The following is a 1,416-nucleotide window of genomic DNA, read 5'->3' as shown; positions in this document are numbered from 1 at the left end:
GCGCAGGAGCTTCTCGGCATTCGAGAGCGAGAGCCGGTACAGCGTGACCACTCCCCCGCCCGCAAGGCCGACGAGCACGCCCTCGACGATCAGGTCGATTTGAAAGCGACGAGAAAAACGCCTCGACACGGTTGCCGAGGCGCTCTTCTCCTTGCTGTTATTCACATTGAACTCCAAGCAAGAGAATGATTAATAGGGGCCGCCGCCGATGAAGCTCCACAGCGAGGTGGTCCTCACGCTGTAGCCGGGCTTCGGTGCGTCGACCATGGTGCCGCCACCGAGGTAGATGCCCACGTGGCCCTCGCTCGTGAAAACGAGGTCGCCGTAGTTGAGCTGCGACATGTCGGTCTTCCAGTCGCCGGTCGACTGGAGGGAGGCGATCATGTCATAGGTGGTGCGACCGCGCTTGTAACCGTAGCTGTAGCACACAAGGCCGGAGCAGTCGAAGGAGTCGGGGCCGACCGCGCCGCTCACGTAGGGCTTGCCGATCTGCGCGAGCGCCGTGGAGAGACCGCCGCCGCCATACGAGCTGCCGCCGCCGTTCGAAGGCTTGCTCGAGCTGCCAGAGTTGGAATTGCTGTTATTGGGCTTCGGCTGGGACGGCTTGGTCTCGGAGGGCGTGGTCGGGACGGTCTCGGCGGCCTGGTCCTGCTTAGCCTGGTCCTCCTGGTTGACCTGCGAGTCCTTTGCCGCGGACGCCTGAGCCTGCTGCTCGTTGGTCTGCTTAGCGGTCTGGACCGCCGCGGCAACGGCGGAGTTCTGCTGCGCCGCGACCGAAGCCACCTGGGCCTGAAGCTCGGAGTCGAGCGAATTGTAGTAAGAAGTGGCCTCGCTCACGCGAGAATCGTACTCGGAGGCCTGCGACTGAAGGTCCTCGACCTTCTGGTTCTGCTGAGCCTGACGCTCCTCGAGCTCAGACTCCTCCTGCTTGAGCTGAGCCTCCATCGACTTGACGGACGAGATCACCTCGGCGCGCTGCTCGGATACTTTGTCGAGGTAGACCACACGGCTCACGAGGTCGTCGACGCTCGTGGACCCAAGGATGAAGTCGAGCGTGGAGGTCGATCCCTGCTTGTAATACGAGCGCATGATGTCGGAAAGCTCGCCGCGCTTGGACGTGAGGTCGTTCTGGGTCTGCTCGACCTCGCCCTGCTTCGCGCTGAGCTCCTGGGAGGTCTTCACCACGTCGTCGGTAGCGGTCTGGAGCTCGGACTGGATGCTCGAGAGCTGGCTTCCGAGGTCGGAAAGACGGGCAGCGGCGGCGTCGACGTCGGACTGGCTGACGGCGAGGGCCGGAGCAGCGCCGATCCCGAAGGTGAGCGCGGCCGCCAGGCCGACGGTAACCACAGTCTTGCAAAAACGCATGTAGGCATCTCCTAGAGATGAAGTAGATAACAGATCAACTAAGATAGATTA

The 1,416-nt window shown here is 62.7% G+C and carries 1 protein-coding gene; it reads right to left on the bottom strand.

Features of this window, described 5'->3' with window-relative positions:
* Nucleotides 1–189: 189 nt before the first annotated feature.
* Entirely contained in the window at nt 190–1,365 is a 1,176-nt protein-coding gene (locus tag ACT84W_RS07665; protein ID WP_444328771.1) for a C40 family peptidase, read from the bottom strand.
* Nucleotides 1,366–1,416 lie beyond the last annotated feature (51 nt).

The sequence above is a fragment of the Paratractidigestivibacter sp. genome, from assembly GCF_052362415.1.
GTDB lineage: Bacteria > Actinomycetota > Coriobacteriia > Coriobacteriales > Atopobiaceae > Paratractidigestivibacter.
The sequence above is the reverse complement of the archived record's forward strand: the minus strand, read 5'-3'. Positions and strand labels throughout refer to the sequence as shown.